This window comes from Actinospica sp. (assembly GCF_035552695.1).
In the GTDB taxonomy this organism is placed as follows: Bacteria; Actinomycetota; Actinomycetes; order Streptomycetales; family Catenulisporaceae; genus Actinospica.
In genome coordinates this window covers 1-17,133 of the sequence record NZ_DASZKT010000168.1, presented here as the reverse complement: position 1 = coordinate 17,133, position 17,133 = coordinate 1, and the positions used below count along the sequence as shown (strand labels likewise).

Genomic DNA, 17,133 nt, shown 5'->3' with positions numbered 1-17,133 from the left:
CGGCTCCCCGGTGGCAGGTGTGCCGCCGGGGAGCCGGTGTGGGTCAGGGTGTTGTGTTGGTGGGTGTGTTGTGTCAGCAGGTGAGGTTGTTGCCGGGGCTGACGCCGAGGATGGAGGTGAAGGATTCGTAGTCGTTGACGCGGTCTTGCATCTCGGCGGTGTTGCCGCCGTTGCATTCGACACTGCCGTTGATGGCCCAGATGGTCTGGCCGAAGCCGGCGCCGTTGACCATGGCGTTGTGTCCGGTCATGGTGCCGGGGCCGGTCTGGGTCATCCAGTACCAGAGTGCGGTCTCCCAGGAGATGGCCGCGTTGGTGGACACGAGGTTGGGGTTGTCGAGCAGGTCCTGGCCGATGGCGTTGCCGGCGGCTTCGTAGTTGAAGTTCCAGCTGATCTGCAGCGGTCCGCGGCCGTAGTACGAGTAGGTGCCCGCGGGGCAGCCGTAGGATTCGCTGGCGCAGTAGTCGCCGGACTGGTCGATCTCGTTGATGTAGACCAGTCCGCCGGTCTCGTGATCGACATTCGCCAGGAACGCCGCGGCCTCCTGCTGCTGCACGGTGGTGCTGCCGGTGGTGGCGAACGCCGGGTAGGAGCTGAGCGCGGCGACCAGTCCACTGTAGGTGTAGAAGGAGTTCCGGTTCGGGAACATCTGGTCGAACTGCGCCTCGCTCACGACGAACCCGCCGGAGCTACCTCCGCCGGTTCCGCCGCCCGAGCCGGATCCGCTGCAGGAGTACGGCGACCAGTACCAGGTGCTGATGGTCGGGTCGTAACCCGGATTGGCGTTGGTCGCAATGTAGTACTGGCCGTTGGCCGGGTACTGCACGATCGCGCCGACGTTGTAGTACTGCCCCGCCACCCAAGCCGGGTAGCCGCTGCAGCTGGTGCCGCCGCCACTCGAACCGCTGCAGGTGTAGGGCGACCAGTACCAGGTGCTGATGGTGGGGTCGTAACCCGGGTTGGCGTTCGTGGCGATGTAGTCCTGGCCGTTGGCCGGGTACTGGACGATCGCGCCGACGTTGTAGTACTGCCCCGCGACCCAGGCCGGGTAGCTGCTGCAACTGGCGGCCGCGCTGGTGACCGCGGCCTGTGCGGAGGGCACCGGCATGGCGAACGTTGTCAGCCCGAGCGCGCCGGCCAGAAAGGCCAGCAGCACGAGCAATCGGGCCCGCCTTCCTGTGTGGGTATGGGTCATCTGCCACTCCTTTGTGGGTTGGTGGAAGTGGTGTCACCTCACACTTAGCGGCAATGGTCCAGACCAGTCAAGAGTTCGGGCAAGATTGGTCTAAACCAACAGGACTGGTTGCGGCGCACCGGATCCCGCCTCGCCCGCCTCAACCGCCTCGCTCGAGGCGCGACTGTCGGTGGCTGGGGGCACGATGGATCCATGACTACGACAGGACGCTTGGAACTCGTCGCCCTCGACGCGCCGGACATCGACGCGCTCGCCGCCTTCTACACCGAGCTCGCGGGGTGGGAGGTCGTCCAGCGCGATTCCGACTGGGTCACGATCGAGACGGGCGACGGGCAGGAGATCGCCTTCCAGCTCGCACCCGACCACGTCGCACCGCAGTGGCCGGGCCAGGAGCTGCCGCAGCAGTTCCACCTCGACCTGCAGGTGGACGGGATCGAGGCGGCCGCCGAGCGGGCGACGGCGCTCGGTGCGACCCGGCTCGCCACCGGCGCGAGCTGGATCACCCTGGCCGACCCGGCCGGGCACCCGTTCGACCTCTGCCAGAAGGACGGCGTCGGGCCGGAGATGGCGCTGTTCGCCGTCACCATCGACGCGCCCGACGCTTCGTCGCTCGCCCGCTTCTACGGCGCGCTCCTCGACATGGAGGTCACCTACGACGGCCCCGAGGGCGCGCTGATCGTCGGCGGCGGCAAGAGCGTGATGTTCCAGCAGGTAGGCCAGTACACGCCGCCGCGGTGGCCCGACCCGGCGCACCCGCAGCAGGCGCACCTGGACATCCTCGTCGAGGACATCGACGCGGTCGAGGCCGCCGCGCTCAAGCTCGGCGCCTCCAGGCTCGAGGCCGGCGGAGAGACCTTCCGGGTGTTCACCGACCCGGCCGGACACCCGTTCTGCCTGACCGTGCAGGGCGACTGAGGGCGCCACGGGGGACGTCACCGCGAACGTCACAGAGGACGTGTCAGTCGGTCGAATAGAAGATCCCGTCGATCGGCGATTCGAGGAAGTCGGTACCGAACTTCCACGTGCTCACGAGCTTCGCGGCCGAGGTGTCGACGACGGATACGTCGTTCGAGCCCTCATTCGCCACGTACGCGCGGGTGCCGGCCGCGTTCAGCACGACGCCGTAGGGGGTTTGACCGACCGTGACACTGGCGGTGGTCATTCCGCTCGCGATGTCCACCGCGTACAGGGTTCCGGCGTTCGGGTCGGCCGCGCCGCCGGCGATGTACAGGGTCGAGCCGTCGGGTGAAACGGCGAGCCCCTCGTTGTACGCCGTGCCCTCGGTCAGGGTGCGGGTGACGGTCTGCGTCGCCGTGTCGACGACGTCGATCGTCGCGCCGCCGTCGACGTAGGCCGTGGAGCCGTCGGGCGAGAGCGCGAGTCCTTCGGTGTACTTCAGCGCGGCGAGTTTCACCGTGGCGGCAACCTGGAATGTCGATAACTCTACATACGTGAGGTTGGCGCCGCCGAGCACGTAAGCCGTCTGACTGTCCGGCGACACCCGCACCTCCGTCGCCCCGGCCGGAATCGAGACGGTCGCGACCACCGTGTCGGTGGACGTGGCGATCACTGACAGGGTGCTGTCGGTGTTGTTCACCACCAGGACGTACTCGCCATCGGGCGTGGCCGTGATGGAGCTCGGCCCGTCGCCCACGCTGATGTCCGCCGTCGGCGTTCCGCTGACGAGGTTCACCGCGCGCACCGTGCTGCCGGACTGCGAGGTGACGTACGCGGTCTCGCCGTTCGGGGTGACCGCGACCGCTGACGGGAAGCGGAACGCCGCAGGCACGGTCGCCACTTGCCGCAGGGTCGCACTGTCGTAGACGTTGAGGGTGTTGGTCAGCTCCTCGGCGACGAAGGCGTTCCCGGCCTTGCCGCCGAAGGCGACGCCGTCGTCTCGCGGCGTGTCGAGGGTCGCCACCACGGTGCCGGTCTTCGTATCGACGGTCGCGATGCTCGAAGGGCCATTCACCCACACCTGCTCGCCGTTCGGCGACACGGCGAGAGACTCGTACTGGCCCGTGATACTCACCGACGACTCGACTGCCTCCGAGGCCTGATTGATGATGGAGAGTGTGGCCGTGGTGGCGCCACCTCCTACCGCGTAGACGGTCTTGCCGCTCGGAGAGAAGCGCACGCCGTCGAACGCGCCGACCGCGATCTTCTTGTAGAACTTGTTCGTGGCGGTGTTCACCACGTCGATCACGCCGGCCGAGCGGCCCGTGACGTAGAGCCGGGACCCTTCGGGCGACATCGTGAGCTGGTCCGTGTTCGCGGCCGTGGCGACGGTGGCGACCACGGCGTCCGTGCTGGTGTTGAGGACGGTCAGCCGACGCGTGTCGTTAAGCACGTACAGCTCGGTCCCGTCGGACGACAGCGCGGTCGCGCGCAGGTTGCTCGACACGGCGATCGAGGCGCTCGCGGTCATCGTCGACGTGTCGAGCGATACAACGTCCTTGCCGTAGGCGTCGACCACGTAGAGCTTGCTGCCGTCGCCGGAAAGCGCCGGCGAGGCGGCCAGATTCGGGTCCGCGAACTTCCCGACCACGCTCATCGTGGCCAGATCCACCTTGAAGACGTCGCGTGGCCCGGTGACGTACGCGAACCCGCCGTCCCGGGAGAGCACGAATCCGTTCGCGTTGAAACCGATCGGCGCCGTGCCGGTCACCTGGTCCGTATTCGCGTCAACGGCGACGAGCGTGCCGCTCACGGACGGCGCGAGCGCGCCATCGCTACCGTCGCAGAGAACGTAGATGACCTGACGGTTGCGCGAGGACGCGAGCTGAAGCGGGATGAAGCCGACCCCGCGCGGCTGGGTGAGCTCCGCCTTCGTACGCACGGCACCGGTGGTCGCGTCCACCCCGGTCAGGGTTCCCGCCGAGCCGCTGGTCACGTACAGCCGCGGCGTGGCGAGCGCGGCAGTGGCCGCGGCGCCGGATGCCGCGTTGGTAGTGGTGGCGGTGTCTGTAGTGCTGGCGGTGTTGGTAGTGCTGGCGGCGGCCTCGGCGGCGGAGGTTCCCGCCGCACCGAGGACGAGAGCGAGTGCGACCGCGCACGTGAGCGCGTGCGAACGCCGCTGCCTTGGCCTGTCCGTCATGATTCTTCCCCTCTGCCCGGCCCGCCGGATCCCGTCCGGGGACGCCATTCAGGCCGGCGTCCCCGCAACGGGACGCCGGCATGAATTCCCCGTATTACCTGGCGCCGCCGCTGATCGGCAGCCCGCCGGTCGGCGTGTACATGGCCATGTGGAAGGTCGTGCCGCTGTTCGCGGCGGCGACCGGGACGACCGTGATGGCGCTGCCGCCGGCCAGGACGGTCGTGGCGATGTAGTCCCCGAACATCCGTCCCTGGCTTGTGTTGGGCAGCCAGGTGTCCTTCATCGACCCGGCCAGCTGGGTGGGCGCCGACCAGGTGCTGCCGCCGTTCGTCGAGGATATGTAGCCGACGTCCAGCTGGCAGGTGGACGTGGTGCACTTGGCGACCGGGTAGTAGTAGTACGCGAGCCCGATCCGCGTCGTGGTGCCCGAGGTGGAGGCGTCAACGCCGAGACCTGGCGTGAAGTGGTCGTCCGTGCTCGTGACCGCGTCGATCGGCACGCGCGCGGGAGTCGACCACGAGGCGCCGTTGGTCGACCTGGAGAGGATGATGTCATTGCTCGAACAGCTGCTGCGGAACCGGCAGTCGGCCCAGGAAACGTAGACCTTGCCCGCGCCGTCGATCTCGGCCGAGGGCAGCACGCTCTCGCGCAGGGCGGCCGGATTGATGCTGGCGTCGGAGTCCGAAAGGCCGGCCACGGTGTGGTGGTGCGTGGTGGCGATCAGGACGCTCGAACCCCAACTGGTTCCGCCGTTGGTGGACACGAAGGCGCGGACCTGGTTGGCGCTGGCCGAGGCGAAGGGCACGATCACGGTTCCGCTCGGCTGCACCACCGGCTGGCCGCCGATCCCGCTCGGGCTGTCGGCGGGGTGCTTCAGCGCGCTCCAGCTCGCGCCGCCGTTGGTGGACGTGCTCATGTCCTCGGTGTCGTTGCCCGCCGCGGTGTCGAACTCGGTATAGCAGTGGCCGTAGTACGGGCTCGACGAGTGGTTGTCGCAGACGGTCCAGTTCTTGTCGTAGAACGTCCCGGTCGCCACGGCCACCGGGTTGCCCCAGGTGCTGCCGTTGGTGGAGCGGCTGACGTCCACGTCCACGTTGCCGTTGCTCAGGATGCCGAGATACGAGATGAGCCACTCGCCGTGGGCGGCGTCGTAGGCGACGCTCGCGTCACTGGCGGTCGAATACTTGCCGCCGGTGTTGGCGGTGGTGTCCGGCAGGTAGCCGTGGGTCCAGGTGCTGCCGCCGTCAGTGGACCGGGACCAGCCGATGTTGGAGGCACCGCCACCGGAGACGCGGCCGACCTGGAACGCCGACACGATGGTGCTGCCGTAGCTGAAGATGTCCGGCTCGACCTCGGTCGCGTGCTGCGCCTGGGTGTCGGTGTAGGGGTCGCTGCTGACCTGGGTCAGCGCGACGCCGGCGTGGGAGGCCGCGGCGGCCGGGCCGGCCGCCGTCGCCAGCGCGACGGCACTCGCCGCGGCCACGAGCGCCGCGAGGGTCGAACGAAGAGCGCGATGATTCATGGTGACCTTCTGGGTGGGCACATGGTGGGTGATCGCCGACGGCCGCGCGGATCGCGTGCGGACGCCTCGCGACATAGTTAGCTCTGATCCCCACGGATGCCCAGCGGCTGGATCGCAAAGATTTGGCACTGTCGCGCGCCCGTCCAACGCCCGCCGGACGGAGCGGCGGACTATCCTGGCCGGGGCTACCTCTAGCGAAGGAAGAGCGGCGTGGCGGGCGAGAACTCCTTGAAGCTGGCAGTACTCATCGACGCGGACAACGCGAAGCCGGGGATCGTCGAGGAGTTGCTCGCGGAGGTCGCCAAATACGGCACGGCGCACGTCAAGCGCGCCTACGGCGACTGGACCGGGACCAGCCTCAAGGGCTGGAAGGACCAACTGCTCACGCAGTCGATCCAACCGATCCAGCAGTTCGCCTACACCGTCGGCAAGAACGCCACCGACACGGCCATGGTCATCGACGCGATGGACCTGCTCTACTCCGGGCGCTTCGACGGGTTCTGCATCGTCTCCAGCGACAGCGACTTCACCCGTTTGGCCGCCCGAATCCGCGAGTCCGGCCTGACGGTCTACGGGTTCGGCGAGCGCAAGACGCCCAAGCCGTTCGTCGCCGCCTGCGACAAGTTCGTCTACATCGAGAACCTGGCCTACGCCAAGGACGACGACGTGACGCCCGGTCCCGCGGCCAAACCGGCCCGCGGCGCGTCCGCGGCCAAGCTCCGGAACGACGCGAAGCTCGTGAACCAGCTGCGCAACGCCGTGGAGGCGGCCTCCGACGAGGACGGCTGGGCCCCGCTCGCCAACGTCGGCCACATCATCACCAAGCAGCAGCCGGACTTCGACTCCCGGACCTACGGCCTCGCGAAGCTCAGCGACCTGATGGCCGCGACCGACCTGTTCGACACGCAGAAGCGCAGTCCCGGCGAGGGCAAGCCCCAGGTGCTGTTCGTGCGCGACAAGCGGTACCAGGCGAGCTGACGGAATCTTTGCAATTCCGCCGAGGAATTGGTTGAACCGCGGTCTTTGATTGGTCCTAATAGTGGACCATAAATCAGACTCCGAGGTTGTACATGATTCAACAGAATCGGCGACCGCGCGCATTCGGCGACGAGCTGAGCCGGTGTCACCCCGGTTTTCAGCTGGGAGTATCCGTCCGGTATACGCGCAGCTACGTGCGCCGCCGTCCGGATTTTGGTCTAGGGTACCTGAGGGCTGAGAACGCCGTTTAATACCAGGCACGTGACCGATGTCCAACTGCCACCGGGAGACCATGATGGCGGTATTCCAGCCGTGGTGGAGATCCGGAGAAGCAATATGCTGCAATACTCGCTCGACGCGCCCGATCATGCGAGCATTGCGCTCGTGGGTGACAGACTGGCGGACTCGCCGTTCGTTGGGCGCGATCAGGAGCTGGCGACGATTCTCGGCGCGGTCGACCGTGCCGAGCACGGCGAGTCGAGCCTGTTGCTGATCGGCGGGGAGGCCGGGATCGGCAAGACCAGGCTGATCGAGGAGGCCGGCCGAAGGCTGACCGGCCGCGGCATCTTCTTCGCGGTCGGGGCCTGCGTCGAGTACGGGGTGCACGGCGTGCCGCTGGCGCCGCTCGGTCAACTGCTGCGCGGACTGCTCGACGATCCACGGACGGCAGGGCTCGTCGACGCTCCGTCCGGAGAGCCGCTCGCGGGCCTGCTGCCGGACGCCGATACCCGCAGAGCGCCCGAGCAGGCGTTTCATCCGATCCTCGGCCTGGTCGAGAAGGTCTCCCGGATCGCGGCGGTGGTGCTCATATTCGAGGACGTTCACGACGCGGACAGCGCCACGGCCGCGCTGCTGACCTTCCTCGCCCGATCGCTGCGGGCCGGCGTCGTGCTCATCGCGACCTACCGCACCGACCTGTACCGGCTCAGGCCGCAACTGGCCGGACTGCTGGCCACTCTGGAACGCCAGCGCACGGCTGAGCGCGTCGAGCTCAAGCCCTTCCGGCTGCCGGAAGTGGCCGCGCAGGTGCGCGCGCTGCTCGGTGACGAGGTCGCCCAGGGCGACATGCAGCAGATCTACGGCAGGGGCCAGGGCAACCCGTACTTCACCGAGATGCTCGCTCGGGACCTCGGCCGAAGCGGCCAGACGCTGCCGAGCTCCCTGCGCGAGATGCTGATCAGCCGGGTCTACCGGCTGCCCGAGCCCACGCGCGTCGTTCTGCGCACGCTCGCGGCCGGCGGTATGGAGGTGAGCCACGGCCTGCTGATAAAGGTCTCGGGGCTGTCGAACCAGCAGCTGTCCGACGCTCTGCGGCCGGCAGTGACCGAGGGCATCATCATCCTGACCGCCGAACACACCGGCTACCGATTCCATCACGCGCTCACCCACGAGGCGGTCGAGCAGGACCTCATGCCCGGCGACCTCGTCGTGCTGCACCGCACCTATGCGGAGGCTCTCGAGGAGAGCGGCGTCGGCGCTCTCGACGAGAACGCCTCGGAGATCGCCCGCCACTGGCATGCTGCGCACAACGTGAAGAACGCCTTCCCGGCCCTGGTGCGCGCGGCCGAGGTCGCCGCCTCCCGCTTCGCGTTCGCGGAGGAGCTGCGCATGCTCGAACTCGCACTCGAGCTGTGGTCCATGGTGGATCTGACGGTACGCCCCGCGCAGGAGCAACTGCTGTACCGCGCGGCGGTCGCGGCCGGAAAGGCGGGACAGGACGGTCGCGCGCTACGCCTCACCGACGCAGGCCTCACAAAGCTCGCGCACGACGATGCCGACCTCGGCTTGAAGGCGCGGTTCCTGATCGAGCGCGCCAAGAGCGCCAAGGTGATCGGGCAGGGCGACGGCACCGAGGATCTACGCGCCGCGATCATCATTCTGCTGGCGATCGGCCAGGTGGAGGAAGCCGTCTCCGCCTACGTCATACTCGCGGCCGCGTTGTTCTCGACTTCCCGGTACTCGGAAGCGCTCGTCGTCGTCAACGAAGGGATAGAGCTCGCTCGCCGCGCCGACCGCAAGATCGATGAGATCCACATGCGCAATGTGCTGGGCTGGTGCATGGCAGTCGCCGCGAACGACCCGGATCGTGGCTTCGTGATGCTGCGCCAAGCTCGGCGAGAGGCCGTCGAGCTCGGCGACATCGCGCTGTCGGGGCGTTCCGCGATCAATCTCTCCACGGCACTCAACACCGTCGGCCGCCATGCCGAAGCTCTCGAAGTGGCGCAGGACGCCCTGTTGTCGCTGCGCCTCGGCCTCCCGAGAGCCTACGAGGCGCTGCTGTACATCAACACCGTCGAGGCGCTCGTCCCGCTCGGTCGATGGGACCAGGCCGTCACGATCCTCAACGACGCCATCGAAAGCGATTGCCCAGGTGTCTACGCGGCGGGGATCTGGGGGCTGCTGGCCGACATCGCCTTGTGGCGCGGCCAATACGACGACGCGGCGACGTTCGTGGACCGCGGTTGGCAGACCGGCGGCCGAACCACTGCCGAGGCGCAGTTCATCGTCCCGCTGGCGCGGACGGAAGCGGAGCTCGCACGCGTCAACGGCCGCATCGGGGACGTCCGCCTCGCCCTCCAGCGCATCGCCCAGCTCAGCTGCGCCGACATCACCGCGCTCGACGAATACGTCTGGCCCCTGATCATGACCGTGGCGCAGGCGGAGGCCGACCACGCCGAAACCCAGCGCGCCCAAGGAAGCGAGCCCGACCCGGAAAGCGCCGAATCCATCGTGTATATCCGCGAGCTGGCACCCCGGCAGGCCACGCCTTACCCCTACTCAGCCGTGTGCGCCGCCATCGCCGAAGCCGAATACGCCCGATGGGAGGGCGCTGATACCGACGCGAAGTGGGAGACGGCGCTCACCGTGGCCCACTCCTCCTACACTCCGCCCCACCACGTCGCGTACATCCTCTGGCGCTGCGCCCAGTCGGCCCACAAGACCAAGGCACCGGACCGCGCCGCGGAACTCATGAGTCGGGCCCACTCCGTCGCGCATCACACGGGTATGCGTCCGCTCCTCGAAGCTCTCGACACACTCGCGCACGACACAGACGACCCGGCGGCCGAACCAGCTTCGCCCCCGATGCGCTCCCTGCTGACGCCGCTGACCCAGCGCGAGACGGAGGTGCTCCGGCTCATGGCCGAGGGACTGACCAACGGCCAGATCGGCACCAAGCTGCACATAGCCACGAAGACCGCGAGCACCCACGTCTCGAACATCCTGGTCAAGCTCGGCGCCGCGACGCGCACGGAGGCGGCAGCCGCCGCGCACCGCCTCGACCTTCTCGCTTAGCCGATCCGCGCGGATCTCAGGGAGGTAATACGCGATGGAAGAGCCACGGGACGACGACGGCCATGAGCCTCCGAAACAACCGCGTGCGGCTCTGCGTCACGCCGGGAACCGGTTCGGAAGGATGCGCGACACCGCGGGAACGTCGCTGGTCGCACTGCTTTGCGCGAGTGCGTTCGCTCCCCTGCTCACAACGGCGGGAGTATCGGGTCCGGCCGCGCTCGCCTGGATGGGCATAGCCGGCAACGTCGGCGCCGAGGCCCTCGCCGGTATGGCAAGGCAGGCAGTTGACTCGGTGCGCGGGAACGGGGAAGACGAAGAAGAGATCGACCTCCAAGCGGTCATCGACGAGTTCGCCCTGAACCTCGAAACCGCCTTGAGCCGCGACGACGGCCTCGGGGCCGCGCTGCGTGACGTGACGTCGCAGCTCCTGCGCGAGATGAAGGCCACGAACTCGATCGTGGCGCACCTCGCCGAATCCGAGGCCCTTCACTCCGCGCGGCTGTCCCGCGAACTCGCCGTCCTGGGCCAGCGGTTCAGCGAGTTCGCCTTGGTACAGGAGCAAGCCCACGGCGCCTGCGCGGCGACGGAACAGCTTCGAGAGCAGAACCTCATCCTCGCCGAGATCCGGGACTGCATCAGAGTCCTCAGCTCGGATTCCTAGCCGTCGGGCCGGGCCGTCCCAAGTCGCGGGCGAGGGTTCGGCGTCACGGCGCGGCCAGCAGCGCCTCCAGCGCGCTGGCCTGCGTGCGCCAGTCGCTGACGTTCGGGTTCGTGCTCGAAGTCTGACCGGACCAGCGTTCGCCGAACTCGTTGAGCGTGTCGCGGTCGTTGTTCCACAGGGAGTTGGTCTGAGTGTTGATGAATCCGGTGTACGTGCCGCCGCCGACGGCGTTGTTCAGGGCGCCGAGGTAGCGCATGAAGATGCCCTTGAACTGCTTCTGGTTGTCGTCGCAGGTCGTGGTGAGGCTGTCGCAGGATTCTGTGAGCAGGCCGTTGGAAACCAGCGAGGGCGAGTTCACGGCCGAGTTGGCGAGGTGCTGTGCCTCGCTGAGGTCCGAGGCGTTGCCGGTGGCGTGGTACATCTCGGTGGCGGCGCCGATGGCCAGGCCCTGGTTGTAGCTCCAGACCGTGCCGCCGTTGTTACCGCAAGACGAGCTCAGTCCGTCGTTGACCAGACCGGAGGAGTTGATCATCCCGCTGGCCTGGAACCAGTTCCATGCGGTGGTCGCCTTCGTCAGCCACGACGTGTCGCCGGCGATGCGGTTGTGCAGGGACGCGGTGAGGAGCACGTACAGGCCGTTGGTCACCGCGTTCTTGTACGTGTCCTGCGTGTTCCACCACACGCCGCCGCCGCAACTGCTCGTGTCCCACATGGTGTTGACGTAGTTCATGATGGTGACGGCCTCGTTGAGGTACGTCTGGTTCCCGGTCAGGTCGTACGCGTCGATCCAGGCCAGCGCCCACCATTCGGTGTCGTCGGTGGCGGTGCTGATGAAGTCGCCCTGGATCGGGTCGGTGCTGCGTGTCCCGGCGGGGAACGCGACCTTGTTGACCTGGAAGGTCCGGTCGATGATCCACTTGTACTGCGTATCGCCGGACTGCCGGGTGTAGTCGATGATCGAGATCAGTGCGACGGCGGAGTTCCACCAGCTCGACGGCCACCAGGCGTTGTAGGGGTCGTAGGAGTACATCAGCGCGTCGGCAGCGGCGCTCGTGTGCACGGCGTCGGCGCGCGTCCACGCGGTGCAGCTGCCGTTCTGACCGGTCACGGCCCGGCCGCACGCGCGCACCGCTCCCCCGTAGAGCCGGCCGAGCGTGTCGTCGATGTTCACTTCAATGGTCTGGGTGCCGGTCGCGCCCGACGGCGTGCTCACCCGGCCCTCGGACGATCCGTCCGGCCAGCTCGTGCCGCCATTCCAGGACCGGTCCATCCAGACTTCGTCGCCGGGAGCGCCGCCGGATATCGACGCCCAGGCCATGCCGCTCGAATCGACGTGCAGCGAGATGTCGCGCCCGTCGAGCGTGGTGTCGGGAACCGGCTGATAGTTGCCGGTCGAGCCACTGGCGCTGGCGCCGTCGCAGCGGGCGGAGCACACCTGCGAGTGGACCCAACTCGTGCAGACGACCCCGTTCGCGTCACCGCAGGCGCGCACGACCGCGCGGCGGTGGTTGGAGGGGTCGTACATGTTGTACATCAGGGTTCGTGTACCGGTCCAACCGCTCGGGATCGAGGCCTGGCCGAGCAGTCCGTCCCAGGTGCTCCCGCCGTCCCAGGACCGGTCGATCCACGTCGAGTCGTTCAGGTGGCCGTTGTCGATGCTCGCCCAGGCCATGCCGTCGGCATCGTCGACGTGCAGCTCGATCACGTCCCCGTTCTGGTACACGTTGGGCGTCGGGAACGTCTCGGACTGCGCGAGCGAAGGATCGCGGGTGTCGCAGTACAGCGCGCACACGGTGGTGGCCGCGTTCGCGTGCGGTGCCGCGGCGAGAAGCGGTACGAACGCCACGGCGAACGCGGCGACGATGATCAGGACTTTGCGCACGGATCCGCGCTCACGCCTGGCCGAAGGTGAACCAGTGCACGTTCACGAAGTCGGCGGGTTGGCCGCTGGTGAAGACGAGGTAGACGGTGTGTTTGCCGGTGGTGGTGGTGATGTTGGCGGGTATGGTTTGCCAGTTTTGCCAGCCGCCGGTGTTGCCGATGGCGAAGCTGCCCAGCGGCGTGGCGGTGGGGCTGTCGAGGGCTACCTGGACGAGGCCGCTGACGCCTGCGGCGGCGCCGGAGGCGACGCGTGCCTTGAACTGGGTGGCGCCGGTGGTCCCGAAGTCGATGTTGTTGTAGGCGAGCCAGTCGCCGTTGGCGATCCAGCCGACGTCCTGTCCGCCGCCTGCATCCGTGGTGGTTTCGGTCTGAGTGCCGTTGTGTCCGGTGTAGCTCGCGGCTTGGATCGTGGTGTACGCGCTCACGGTCCCCCCGGTGCCGCCGCCGGAGGTGGCTGTGGCGGTGGCGGTGGGGGTGGGTCCGCCGCCTGCGGTGGCGGTGCCGCCGCCGACGGCGATGGTGAGCAGGGTGGGGTTGGGGTCGGCGACGAACCCGGATTGGTCGATGCCGCCGTTGGGGGTGACGTCGTCGTAGGGGAAGGCGTAGCCGCGGCCGTCGAGGTTGGCGGCGTGCACGATCCGCGCGTAGTGGTTGGTGACCGAGTTCTGGTAGAAGTTCGCCGGGTTCTCGCCGTCGGGCTGGTCGGTGTCGGTCAGCAGGGTGGTGCGGTTGAACGCGGCGCTGATCCGGGCGACCAACGGGCCACGTTCCCCGGAGGTGTCGGCGAACGGCCCGGTCGAGCAGGAGAAGATGTCCGCCGCCGTGGGCTGCGCGAACCCGGCCACACCCGGGAAGTTCAGCGTCCCACCCGACACCGTGCCGGCGACCGACCCCCACGAGGCCTGGGTGTCCACCGTCAACGCCTGGCTCGAGTATTTGGACCACACCTGGTCGACGTACGGCTGGAAGTAGCCGGAGAACAACGCCGAGTTGCGTACGATCCCGTTGTTCGGGCTCAAAGCGCGCAGATTGCTGCCGCCGGAGGTGACCACGAGTTGGTCCCAGCCGGCGCCGTCCGCATTGTGTTGCGCGATCAGGTTCGAGCACACCGTGTTCAGCCCCGACGCCGGCATCCCGGACACGGTCTGCACACTGCCGGAGGAGTTCGTCAGCGCGAGGGACACCGGGATCGAGACGAAGTCGACGTAGCTGATGTTCACGTAGATCTGCGAGGCGTTGAACGTGAACTCGCAAAAATCCCACCGGATGTCGATGTTCGGGTCCGACGGGTTGCTCACCGACGGCTCGACCAACGCCGGACCCGGATTGAGCAGGAACGTGATCGGCGCACCGACCGAGAACCAGATCCGACCCCCCGCGATCTGCGGAATCGTGATCGACGTCGTCGAACCCGGCCCACCCAACGCGATCGCACAATTCGCCCCCAACCCCGCACCCGGGCCGCTCGGCGACGAGGGGTAGTACACCGTGTGCCCGTCGGACTCCAGCAGCATCAGCGCGTTGCCGTTGTTCACCGCCAAACCGGTCACATACGCGTACACCGCACTCGACGACGTCGTGTTCTGAATATCGATCTGCAACGACCCCGGCGTCGCCGAGGCACCCGCGAGCAGCGCCCCGCTGCCTATGCCCAGCGCCGAACCACCGACTACCACGGCCGACGCCGACAAAAACTTCCTACGACTGATCATGGGTATGGCACTCCCTCGTGCACGGTGCGCGGATATGTGGGTGGTGCGCTGCCGCTGCCGGAAACGTTTCCGATACGCCGACTGGCTCAGAGTATGGAAAGGTCTAGGCCATCCGTCAACCGCCTCCGCGCAGGCAATTCATGGCGACGTGAACATCGATCAACAAAACACCCCGCATGTTGACGGAATCGAACGGCCGCCGTAGCTTCCCTCCTCGAACAGTCGACGATCCGCCCTCATCCCGGCGTCCACCGTGCCGCTACCACGCTCGGCGCGGATCAATGTACATATACCCACTCCAAGAAGGCAATGCCATGGCTTCATATCGTCGTGCCCGTATGGCGGCCGCGCTCGCTGCCGCGCGCTCCTGGATCAGGCACCGGCTGCGGCGCCGGACCGCCGTCTCGCTCGGCGCCGCCGCGGTGCTGGTACTCGGCGTACTCATAGCCGTGCCCGGCGCCGCTTCGGCCGCCTCCCCCTCGCTGCCCTGCGACATCTACGCCGCCGACGGCACCTCGTGCGTCGCGGCGCACAGCACCGTGCGCGCGCTCTACACCTCGTACAACGGGCCGCTCTACCAGATCAGGCGCGCTTCCGACGGCGCCACCACGGACATCGGACTGCTGTCAGCTGGCGGATATGCCAACTCTGATGCACAGGACGTGTTCTGCGCAGATACCGCCTGTACGATCACGAAGATCTACGACCAGTCGCCGAAACATAACGACCTCGTCATCGAGGGCGGGGGCGGCGCCAACCACAACGGCGACGTGCCGGCGAACCCCAACGCGGCGCACGTGATCGTCGGGGGCCAGAAGGTCTACGGCCTGTACGTGGGTCCCGGCGTCGGCTATCGCGACGACAACACCAGCGGCATACCCGTCGGCGGCCAGGCCCAAGGCGCGTACATGGTCGCCAGCGGCACGCACGTCAACAGCGGCTGCTGCTTCGACTACGGCAACGCCGAGGTCAACAACGACGACAACGGCAACGGCCACATGGAGGCCGTCAACCTCGGCACCACCTGCTGGTCCTCGCCGTGCACCGGCAGCGGCCCATGGGTCGCGGGCGACCTGGAGAACGGCCTCTACCAGGGCGCCGGCGCCGATCCGGCGAACGCCGGAAACAACAGCCAGTTCGTCACCGCGATGCTCAAGAGCGACAACCAGACCACCTTCGAGATCGAGGGCGGCAACGCGCAATCCGGCTCGCTCAACACCTGGTACAACGGCGCGCTTCCGTCCGGCGGCTACACGCCGATGTCCCTGGAGGGCGCCATCGTCCTGGGCACCGGCGGCGACAACAGCAACGCTTCGATGGGCACCTTCTTCGAGGGCGTGGTCACCTCCGGCAAGCCGACCGACGCGGCGGACCAGGCCGTTCAGGCCGACATCGTCGCCGCCGGATACTCCGGCAACAGCGGCGGCAGCCCGCAGGCCTCCGGCAACACCATCACTCTTCCCGGCGGCCAGTGCGTGGACGTCGACGGCGACGACACCGGCGCCGACTTGACCCACGTACAACTCTGGGGCTGCCAGTCCTACGCCATCGACCAGCACTGGACACACAACTCGGACGGCTCGCTCGAAACCCTCGGCCGCTGCCTGGACATCGACGGCGACGGCACCGCAGTCGGCACGAAGGTGGAGCTCTGGGACTGCAATGGCGTCGGCGGCCAGAAGTGGATCCAGCAGAGCAACGGATCGCTGCTCAACCCGCAATCAGGACTCTGCCTGGATGACCCGGGCGCCAACACCGCCAACGGCACCCAACTGCAGATCTACACCTGCAACAGCACCCCGGCGCAGGCCTTCTCGGTCAACGGCGGCGGCACCATCGACGCTCCGGGCAGCCAGTGCGTGGACGTCGCCGGCGACGACAACGGCGTCAACCTTACGAACGTCCAACTGTGGAACTGCCAGCCCTATGCCGCCGACCAGCACTGGTACCACAACTCCAATGGCTCATTGGAAACCCTCGGCCGCTGCCTGGACATCGACGGCAACGGCACCGCCGTCGGGACCAAGGTAGAGCTCTACGACTGCAACGGCGTGGGCGGCCAGGTCTGGCAGCAGCAGAGCAACGGATCGCTGCTCAACCCGCAATCAGGCCTCTGCCTCGACGACCCCGGCGCCAACACCGCCAACGGCACCCAGCTGCAGATCAGCACCTGCAACGGCAGCGCCGAGCAGAAGTTCGCGCTCGGCTAGCGTTCCAACGCCGAACTGGTGGGCATCCGCGAGGCCGCGGGTGCCCACCAGCGCTGCTGACTTGGTGCGACGACTCCTAGTCGTCCTACTCGTCCTACTGGTGCAGGAACGTCTCGGAGAAACTGGTGCCGCTGGAGCCGAGCGCGCTGGTGCGCGCCTCGTAGGTGCCGTTCGAGCTCGGGTCGAGCGCGGTCGGGCTGAAGGACCCCAGGGAGGAGCCGTTGATGGTGGCCGAGGAGAAGTTGAGCGTGCCGAAGTTGGGGTACGACCCGGTCGGCGACTCGATGATGACCTCGGCGCTGGCCCGCGACGCGGAGAGGGACTTGGACGTGGTGTAGGTCCAGCCGCGCGTGGAGTCGGTGAGCTTCAGGGTGTACTTGCGGCTCCCGGCGTAGGTCACCGAGGCGGAGATCTTGTCGCCGGCCGACGCCGGGTACGTGCTGGTGTTGAGGTAGACCGGGTTCGCCGGGTACATCTCGTACCAGGGCTCGTCCACCGGGCTGCCGCTGGAGCAGTCGGTCGCCACCCCGGTCTGCTCGACGGTGGAGGTGCCGTACCCGTCGATGCCGACCCAGGGGGCGTA

The 17,133-nt window shown here is 67.7% G+C and carries 11 protein-coding genes; 5 read left to right on the top strand and 6 right to left on the bottom strand.

Going from position 1 to position 17,133, the window contains the following annotated elements:
• Window positions 1–73: 73 nt before the first annotated feature.
• Window positions 74–1,195 carry a glycoside hydrolase family 19 protein gene (locus VG296_RS19990; protein WP_325567780.1) on the bottom strand — a complete coding sequence of 374 codons (1,122 nt, stop codon included), beginning with the start codon at window positions 1,193–1,195 and terminating at the stop codon, window positions 74–76.
• 192 nt (window positions 1,196–1,387) lie between these two features.
• Between VG296_RS19990 and VG296_RS19985 the strand changes: the two genes are divergently transcribed.
• Window positions 1,388–2,110 carry a VOC family protein gene (locus VG296_RS19985; RefSeq protein WP_325567778.1) on the top strand — a complete coding sequence of 241 codons (723 nt, stop codon included), beginning with the start codon at window positions 1,388–1,390 and terminating at the stop codon, window positions 2,108–2,110.
• A 43-nt stretch (window positions 2,111–2,153) separates the two neighbouring features.
• On the opposite strand, the gene VG296_RS19980 is transcribed toward VG296_RS19985, so the two are convergent.
• Together VG296_RS19980 and VG296_RS19975 are read right to left on the bottom strand one after the other, a co-directional pair.
• On the bottom strand, window positions 2,154–4,292 hold the full coding sequence (locus VG296_RS19980; protein WP_325567776.1) for a beta-propeller fold lactonase family protein: 2,139 nt from the start codon (window positions 4,290–4,292) through the stop codon (window positions 2,154–2,156).
• 94 nt (window positions 4,293–4,386) lie between these two features.
• On the bottom strand, window positions 4,387–5,814 hold the full coding sequence (locus VG296_RS19975; RefSeq protein WP_325567774.1) for a sialidase family protein: 1,428 nt from the start codon (window positions 5,812–5,814) through the stop codon (window positions 4,387–4,389).
• Window positions 5,815–6,024: 210 nt separating this feature from the next.
• Between VG296_RS19975 and VG296_RS19970 the strand changes: the two genes are divergently transcribed.
• The 3 genes from VG296_RS19970 to VG296_RS19960 all read left to right on the top strand — a co-directional run bounded on the left by VG296_RS19970 (window position 6,025) and on the right by VG296_RS19960 (window position 10,747).
• Entirely contained in the window at window positions 6,025–6,792 is a 768-nt protein-coding gene (locus tag VG296_RS19970) for an NYN domain-containing protein (RefSeq protein ID WP_325567772.1), read from the top strand.
• Window positions 6,793–7,176: 384 nt separating this feature from the next.
• Window positions 7,177–10,086, top strand: coding sequence for a helix-turn-helix transcriptional regulator (locus VG296_RS19965; protein WP_325567771.1), 2,910 nt, complete (start codon window positions 7,177–7,179; stop codon window positions 10,084–10,086).
• A gap of 121 nt (window positions 10,087–10,207) precedes the next feature.
• Complete coding sequence (locus VG296_RS19960; protein ID WP_325567769.1) at window positions 10,208–10,747, top strand: hypothetical protein; 540 nt, start codon at window positions 10,208–10,210, stop codon at window positions 10,745–10,747.
• Between the two features lie 43 nt (window positions 10,748–10,790).
• Here the strand turns inward: VG296_RS19960 and VG296_RS19955 are convergent, their stop codons facing one another.
• Both VG296_RS19955 and VG296_RS19950 read right to left on the bottom strand, forming a co-directional pair.
• Window positions 10,791–12,629, bottom strand: coding sequence for a glycoside hydrolase family 76 protein (locus tag VG296_RS19955; protein ID WP_325567767.1), 1,839 nt, complete (start codon window positions 12,627–12,629; stop codon window positions 10,791–10,793).
• Between the two features lie 10 nt (window positions 12,630–12,639).
• Window positions 12,640–14,340 (bottom strand): beta-1,3-glucanase family protein, encoded by a 1,701-nt coding sequence (locus VG296_RS19950; RefSeq protein WP_325567765.1) that lies wholly within the window; start codon window positions 14,338–14,340, stop codon window positions 12,640–12,642.
• Window positions 14,341–14,654: 314 nt separating this feature from the next.
• On the opposite strand from VG296_RS19950, the gene VG296_RS19945 reads away from it, so the two are divergent.
• Window positions 14,655–16,550, top strand: a complete 1,896-nt coding sequence (locus VG296_RS19945) for an arabinofuranosidase catalytic domain-containing protein (RefSeq protein ID WP_325567763.1) — start codon at window positions 14,655–14,657, stop codon at window positions 16,548–16,550.
• Between the two features lie 94 nt (window positions 16,551–16,644).
• Here VG296_RS19945 and VG296_RS19940 read toward each other — a convergent pair.
• Window positions 16,645–17,133 (bottom strand): G1 family glutamic endopeptidase (locus VG296_RS19940; protein WP_325567761.1); only part of this gene is annotated, 489 nt, incomplete at its 5' end.